The sequence below is a fragment of the Streptomyces filipinensis genome (assembly GCF_014649495.1).
GTDB classification, from domain to species: Bacteria; Actinomycetota; Actinomycetes; order Streptomycetales; family Streptomycetaceae; genus Streptomyces; species Streptomyces filipinensis.
In genome coordinates this window covers 1-7,002 of sequence record NZ_BMTD01000051.1, presented here as the reverse complement: position 1 = coordinate 7,002, position 7,002 = coordinate 1, and the positions used below count along the sequence as shown (strand labels likewise).

The window sequence follows — 7,002 nt, the reverse complement described above, 5'->3', positions numbered from 1 at the left end:
GATCTCCCGCGGAGCGGGACCCAGAGCGCTGCGCGCTCTGGAAGGGAAGGCGGGCGCTGCGCGCCCTTGGTGACGGAGTGTGAGGCCCCGCGCTTCGCGCGGGGCGGGCCGGCGCCCGCTTCGCGGGCTTGGCCTCGGGGTCTTCCGCTGCGCTCCAGACCCCTTGGGGTGGGGCGGGCCCGCTTCGCGGACCCTTGGGATTACTGGGCTGTGGGGCCGGTCCGCTTCGCTCCCCGGCCCTGGGCCCGCTTCGCGGGCGGCTGGCTACGAGGGAGGGTGGTCCGGGCCGGAATCCAAAGTGCGGCTTTGGATTCGGTAACGCTCAGTCAGGATCCCAGTGGGGAAAGGGCCCTGTCAACCCCACCAGACCGGGTCCCGCACCCGCGGAAGGGTACGGGACCACGGTGACACTCCCCCGGACCAACCCCGGGACTCTGCCCCAGAACGCCTCTGGCAGGCCGTCTACGGGCCTACAAGCTGTGCAGACTCCCCCAGGACCAACCCCGTCAAGAACGCCCCTCACAACCGCCCACACACCCCCGGCCCTTGGAGCCCACACCCCACCAACCACCAAAACACACCAACCTGACGCACCGTCAGAGAATTCGAGGCGAATTCGCCTGTCGCTTTCTGAAATTGGTTAGGCGGGTTGGAATTCTTCTGCAATCGGATTTTGGCGCGCGTCGATAAACGGTGTGGGGTGGGGGATTTGGTGTGCGTTCCGGGGGTGCGGTGGCCTCGGGCGGGTGTGGTGGTGCACTGATGTGCGGTCGGGCGGGGGCAGGATGCTGGGCATGGAACGACCCCGTCTGAGCCTGCGCGCCGCCGCCGATGCGTGCGGCGTAAGCCTGTCCACCATGCGCCGGCACCGGGAGAACGGATCGTTCCCCGGGGCGCGGCGGGACCCCAAGGCCGGGTGGACCGTGCCGGTCGAGGACTTGCTCGCGGCCGGGTTCCGGCTGAACGCTCCGGGGCCGACCGCGGCCGAGGAGGAGCAGCGCCAGGGCGTGGCCGAGGTTCCGGCCGGGCCGGGGGCTGCGGCCCGGGTGGCGGAGCTGGAACGGGATCTGCTGGCCGAGCGGCACCGCCGGGAGCTGGCCGAGGCCGAGGCGCGCAGCCTCGGCGCGCAGCTGGCCGCGAAGGACGAGAACCTGGCCGACCTCCGGCGCGCGATGCTCGCGCTGACGGCCGGGGCGCAGCCGGCCGCCGAGCTCACCGCGGCGCCCACGGTCCCCGCCCAGGCGCCGCCCCCTGCCACCGCGCCGGAGGCGGCCGCGGTGGAGCAGGGCAAGCGCCGGTGGTGGCCCCGCCGAGGCTGACGAGTGATTGCCCGGCAATCACTCGGCGGGGGCCCTGAGGGTCACCGGCGGCGCAGGGCGAGCGCCACGCCGAACGCGGCGGCCAGTGCCGAGGCCACCCCGCCCACGGCGCCGATCGGACCGGCCAGCGAGCGGTGAACCACGCACAGGTAGCCGGTGGCGCCCAGGACCAGGACGACGACGATCCCCACGACCAGGAGCAGCACGGGATCGGTGCTCGGGGGCTGCGGGGCCGGCTGGTGCTGGGGCTGCTGGTCGATGGTGGCGGACATGAGGGGTTCCCTCCCGTTGGTGGTCTGCGGACGATCCGCAGACTGCGGCGCGGAGCACCTAGCCCCGCAACCCCTGGTGTCGTGGCCGGGTGGCCAGACAGCAGGAGGGGCGGCGCGAGGTTTTGCCTGGCACCACGCTGCGGGCCGGGCGGGGCTCATTCGATAGCGCTGACGTGCAGGAACTCCCCCCGATCCCCCGTCTGAAAAATCTTGAATGCGGGGGTTGCGTGTGTAGGCGGACGAACTTCCTGGCCCCCTCCGGCTATTGAATGGCCGCCCGGCGGAACGTAGGCGTCCCGCGTTCGCCACACTGGCGGGATGATCGAGCGCCGCCCCCTGGGCACCGGCCCCCGCCCCGCTACTCCCCCGGCGCCTCCGGCCGCCGGCCGGGCCCGTCTGGCCGCCGAGCTGGCCGAGCCGACCGCCGAGGACCCGGGCACACCCGCGCGGCCCGCGGCCGCCTCCGGCCGGCGCCGCCTGGGCCCCGGCGCCGAGGCAGACGGACGCTGACCGACGCCCCGTCACCGGCCGTGAACAGCTGACCCCTTGACCAGGGAGGACATACCCGGAGGTCAAGGTGGAAACCGGGTGGAGTGTCCAGGGTGCTCACCGGGGTACCTCACCCTGCTCACCGGGGTACTCACCGGGTGGTCACCTCACAGGCTCACAACCTCACCGGCGGCCGTTCACCTGGGAAAACAGGGTGTGAGGCACACAGGTGCCGGGGTACTCACCGGGGTGCTCAACAGGGTTGCTCACCCTGCTCACTGAGGGGTGCTCACCGGGTACTCACCACCCCGGCCCGGCCCTCGCGCCCCGGCCGGGGCGCTCACCGGGTGGTCAAGGGGTACTCACCGGGGTAGCTCACCCCGCTCACCAGGGGTACTCACCGGGTGCTCACCATGACCGGCCAACGGGCTCTGACCTGCCGAAACATGCTCCGGCCGGGGGTACTCACCCTGCTCACCGGTGCTGGGCAAGCCTGGGCTTGCCCAGGCTTGCCCAGCACCGCCGGGGCTTGCCCGGCCCGGCCGCCGGCTGTTACCCGCCCTGGTTACCGGGCCTGTTACCACCGGCCCTGTTACCGGCTCTGACCAGGGCAGACGGCCCCACTACCCGGCTACCTCACCGGAGGTAACACAGGCTTGCCCAGGGCCGGAGCAGCAGGGCTTGCCCACCCCGCCCAGGGCGCAGCAGCGAGGCTTGCCCAGGGCAAGCCGACCCCCGCGGCCGGGCTTGCCCTTCAACTTGCCCTCCAACTTGCTCTACGGCCTGCCCTACAACCTGCTCTACAAGTTGGTCTGCAACTTGCCCCCAGCCTCCCCCGCCGAGCGGCGTAGCCGCAGGTCAGGGCCCATGGTCAAGGGGTTCTGCGGGGGCCGACTTCTTCCGTACGGCACCCCCTGCGCGGTCCCGGCGGCCGCAGGGTCCCCACCCCGGCCCGGCCGGACGGGGGTTGCACCGGAAGGGGGCTGGAGGGTTGCACGTAGAGGTGCACTAGGAGTTGCACCGGAGGTGTGACCGTGAGTGGGACCCCCACTTTTGCGATCTTGAGCATCGTGCCTGGTCAGGACCCGTGGGCAAGCCTGTCAACCGCGACGACACCTCTTTCCTGCGATAGCCAGGGAAGAGATCAGTGCTTCGGAACGGGGCCGGCGGCGGCCAGTCGCGGCCAGGCTGTCGCGCCCCCGCCCACCCCAGGGATCAGAACTCCCCACCGCAGGTCACCCGGCCCCTGCCGCGCCGACACCGCGGCCCACGCGACAGGGCAACCCGACAGCCTCGCGCGGGCGGCACGCGTTGGCCGGCCCCGCCACCGGCTCCACGGCAGTGATGAACCCCTGTGTGACACCCGGGCCAGAGTCGGGGGTTCGGCCACCCGGCCCTGGTCAGTCATGTGACACCCGCCCGGTGTGACACCGCCCGGCGGCCCGTGTGACAGGCCCGCGTGGCATGGGCTGACACCTCACGCTGACACCGCCGCCCACCGACAGGAACGCCCCCGCCCCAGGTCAGCCACCGTTCTGAGATGTCAGGTGTCAGCAGTCCGAAGCCGGGTCAACGCGAGCGTTTCCGCAGGTCGCTCCCGACTCCCGGAATCCCGGGAGTCGGGACCAGAGGCCGGAGCCGCGCACACAAGGGGGGAACCATGGGGGGAGCCAAACAGGGACATATGGGGGGTGCTCCTGGAGGGGGAGACAAGGAGGGAACCGGTTCCGCGGCTCCACCCGCATCTCCCCTGGTCAGCCCCCGAATTACAGCCGGTGAGTAGCCAGACTTTCCATCTGGGAGGGGTGAAGGGTGGACGCGGGAGGAGCCTGCGGGCGGGAGCTGGCGGGGCCATGAGAGACCGTCACCCAGACATCGCCCACAACAGAAAGCCACACACGCCCCGCTGAGCGTCTTTCAGGAACCGCTGCAACCGGAGGGGCCGGAACGGGCTGCGAGGCGCTCAGCGGGGCGCACGGCGGCTAGAACGGGGCGGCGGCGGGCCGGCCCTCGGGCCGCTGGGCATAGGCGGCCAACTCCGGATGCTCCCGGGCTATCCCCGTCAATCCAGCCGCCCCGCCATCCGCCAGGGGTCCGCCGGGGATCCGCCAGGGATCCGCCAGCCGGCGGACGCCTGGACCCTCCTGGCGGGCGTCTGGCGGATCCCCGGCGGACCCCTGGCGGACGTCCGGACCGGTTGACTTCCTTCCTTCCTTCCCTCTCGGAAGGGCCGCTCCCGGCCCCGGGAAGGCCCTGACTAGGCCTTTCGTCCGGGAAGGAGGGAAGGAAGGAAGTCCCGCAAGGGCCTAGAGGAGCCGTCACCGCGCCCACCACCGGCAACGCGGAGCCACAGGCGCCCCACTGAGCGCCTTTCAGAAGCCGATGCGACCGGAGGGGTCAGAACGGACTGCAAGGCGCTCAGCGGGGCATTCAGCAGCCTTCTCAGGCGAGTTGCTGGTCATCCCAGAAGTGGCGCGGTTCCGGAACCGTGATCCCGGCCGCTGCCGCCTGCTCGTCGGTGAGCGTCAGCGTCCCGCCCGGGACCGGGCCGTTGCCGACGTACTGGATCGCCTGCCACGGCCAGGTGACGCCCTGGCACATCTGCTCCGGCCAGTCCCGCTCCGAACGCGGCCCGCGCCAGGGCACCCAGTCCATCAGCCGCAGTTCCTCCGACCCCTCACCGGCCGCCGGGGCCAGGCCGAACCCGAACTCCGGCCACCGCAGCCACAGCGAGCTGCCGATGGGCCGCATGTCGCGGCGCCGCACACCCGGCCCCGCGTGCGGGGAGTGCGCCTCGATCAGCAGCGCCGCACCGTCCGAGGCCATGCGGACCGCCTCCAGCGCGCTCATCAACGCGCGCGCCGAGTCCTCCGCCGCCTCCCCCGACCGGGGCGCGGCGAGCTTGTAGAGCGGGCCGATCGCGATCACGTCCGGCCGGACACGCTCCACCAGGCGCAGCAGCCAGGCCCGGTCGGCGGCCTGGGTGAGGTCCAGGCCGGGGCGGATCTCGGTGAAGAGCTGGCCCCGGCCGATCTCGGCGCCCTCGGCAGCGGCCGCGGCCGCCATCTTCCGCAGCCAGGGACGTGCCTGCCCGGCCGAGTTCTCGGCGTCGACCAGCAGCCCGCGCACCGGAGCGATCCGGGCACGCTTCCACGGGTGCAGGCCTGCGACGGCCCGCATGAGGACCTGGCGCAGCAGCAGGGACTTACCGCCGCCCTCAGGGCCGGTGACCATCAGCCGGTCCCACCGGGCGAGAACGCCGGGGATCACCCAGTCCGGCTCGTCGTCGGCCTGCGCCAGCAGGTCGACCAGGTCGAGCGGCGCCGCGTCCAGCGCGGAGGCACCCCGATCCCGGACCGCACGCGCCTCCTCGACGGCCGCCTCGGCCGCCTCGGCCGCCGTGCCGGTCCGGGCACCCGCCGCGAGAACCGCGCGGGTGCCGGCCGCGGCCAGCGCCCGCCAGCGCGCCTCCTCCGCGACGATCTCGGCGTACGAGAGCGCCATCGCCGCCGACGGCACCGCCTCGTACAGCGTGTGGAGGTAGCTCCGGCCGCCGAGCTTGTCCAGGTCGCCTTGGCGCGTCAGCTCAGCCGTCACCGTCACCGGGTCACACGGCTGCGCCGCCGCCCACAGCGAGGCCAACACCTCCCACAACCGGCCGTGGCGGGGCTCGTAGAAGTCCTCCGGCGCCAGCAGGTCCACCAGGTCGGGCACGAGGTCCTTGACGCCCTCGTGCAGCAGAACGCCCAGGACCGCCTGCTCCGCCTCGCGGATCGCCTCACGCCGCTCCGGCGTCAGCTCCCCGCTCACAGCCCCGATGCCCTCTCCAGGATCGCCCGCGCCGCAGGCGACAACTTCCCGGTCAGGCCAGGCTGCGGAGGACGGGACGGCCGCACGGCAGGCGGGGCCGTCTGCTGCCCCGGCAGCGGATGCCGGGACCGCTCCGCGTGGAGCACCAGATCCGTCCAGCCCTGGGCCGGCATCTCCGCCGCCCGCTCCGCCAGCCACCCCACCGGGTACCCGGCCTCCACCAGCTCCCGGGCCTGAGCCCGCAACCGCACGGCCGACGACGAGACCAGCGGCCGCCCCAGCGCGGCCGCGTACGCGCCGACGACCGGCTCCACTGGATCCCCGTCGCCGGAGGGCACCAGCGGCTCGTCCTTCGGCACAGCCACCTCTCTCTCGACGTCCTCCAGGGACTCGTCCGCACCCGTGAGACGGGCGAGAGAGAGATCGTCTTCTGCTCCGCAGGAGGAATTGGTCTTCTTATGCAGCGGATCAGCCTGACCAGGCTCAGCCTGACCAGGAAAATCCCGGTCTGGCTCTGACCTGCGGTTTTGCTGATCGTCCACCAGACCTGGATTTTCAGGGTCTGGCTCTGACCTGCGGTTTTGCTCAGCGGTGGGCTCGGGGGCCTTCCAGGGGGCCGGAGTGCTGATCGACAGTCCCTCAGGCATGTCCGTGACAGTGAAGATCGTCCCGCCCAGCGTGCCGTCCTCGCGCCGCTCGCGCTCCCGGTGCAGGTAGCCGTAGCGCTCCAGCTCGCGCAGCGCCGTCGTCAGCGCACCGTCGCGCTCCGGTCCCCCAGCCAGCAGCGACGCCATCGAGACGCCGAACCCGTCACGGTGGCTCAGGATCTCCACCAGGAGCCCCCGCGCCCGCCGCGACAGCCGACGGTCCCGAACCGCCGCGTTGAAGATCATGGTGAAGTCGTGACCGATGACGTCGGCCGCCATCGGCCCGCGCTTGATCTGGCCGCTGAACCCCTTGCGGGCCGGCGCGCTCACCTGGCCACCTCCGCCCGGGTGGACCCGCCGTCGTGACCCAGGCCATGTGGTGCCCGGTGCGTCGTTACACGTACGCTCATCAGTGAGCGCACCTCCAACCTTGTAGCTGTGACGTTGTGCTTCGTCCTCCCGGGC

General features: G+C 72.3%; 5 protein-coding genes. 2 read left to right on the top strand and 3 right to left on the bottom strand.

The window, feature by feature from the left end:
* Positions 1-794: 794 nt before the first annotated feature.
* Positions 795-1,319 (top strand): hypothetical protein, encoded by a 525-nt coding sequence (locus IE244_RS41335; protein WP_191878735.1) that lies wholly within the window; start codon positions 795-797, stop codon positions 1,317-1,319.
* Between the two features lie 41 nt (positions 1,320-1,360).
* Here the strand turns inward: IE244_RS41335 and IE244_RS41330 are convergent, their stop codons facing one another.
* Complete coding sequence (locus tag IE244_RS41330) at positions 1,361-1,591, bottom strand: hypothetical protein (RefSeq protein ID WP_191878734.1); 231 nt, start codon at positions 1,589-1,591, stop codon at positions 1,361-1,363.
* A 318-nt stretch (positions 1,592-1,909) separates the two neighbouring features.
* Between IE244_RS41330 and IE244_RS41325 the strand changes: the two genes are divergently transcribed.
* Complete coding sequence (locus IE244_RS41325) at positions 1,910-2,101, top strand: hypothetical protein (RefSeq protein ID WP_191878733.1); 192 nt, start codon at positions 1,910-1,912, stop codon at positions 2,099-2,101.
* A 2,421-nt stretch (positions 2,102-4,522) separates the two neighbouring features.
* On the opposite strand, the gene IE244_RS41320 is transcribed toward IE244_RS41325, so the two are convergent.
* The gene (locus IE244_RS41320) at positions 4,523-5,890 is read right to left on the bottom strand and encodes a DnaB-like helicase N-terminal domain-containing protein (protein ID WP_229854903.1); all 1,368 of its coding nucleotides are present in this window, start codon (positions 5,888-5,890) and stop codon (positions 4,523-4,525) included.
* A complete protein-coding gene (locus IE244_RS41315; RefSeq protein ID WP_191878732.1) occupies positions 5,887-6,867 on the bottom strand; it encodes a hypothetical protein in 981 nt (326 codons plus the stop codon). Before IE244_RS41315 ends, IE244_RS41320 begins: the two co-directional genes overlap by 4 nt.
* Positions 6,868-7,002: the final 135 nt, after the last annotated feature.

Excerpts from the sequence above, each read along its gene's own strand:
- IE244_RS41335 (WP_191878735.1), top strand. The coding sequence starts at position 795 with ATGGAACGACCCCGTCTGAGCCTGCGCGCCGCCGCCGATGCGTGCGGC.
- IE244_RS41330 (WP_191878734.1), bottom strand. The coding sequence starts at position 1,591 with ATGTCCGCCACCATCGACCAGCAGCCCCAGCACCAGCCGGCCCCGCAG.
- IE244_RS41325 (WP_191878733.1), top strand. The coding sequence starts at position 1,910 with ATGATCGAGCGCCGCCCCCTGGGCACCGGCCCCCGCCCCGCTACTCCC.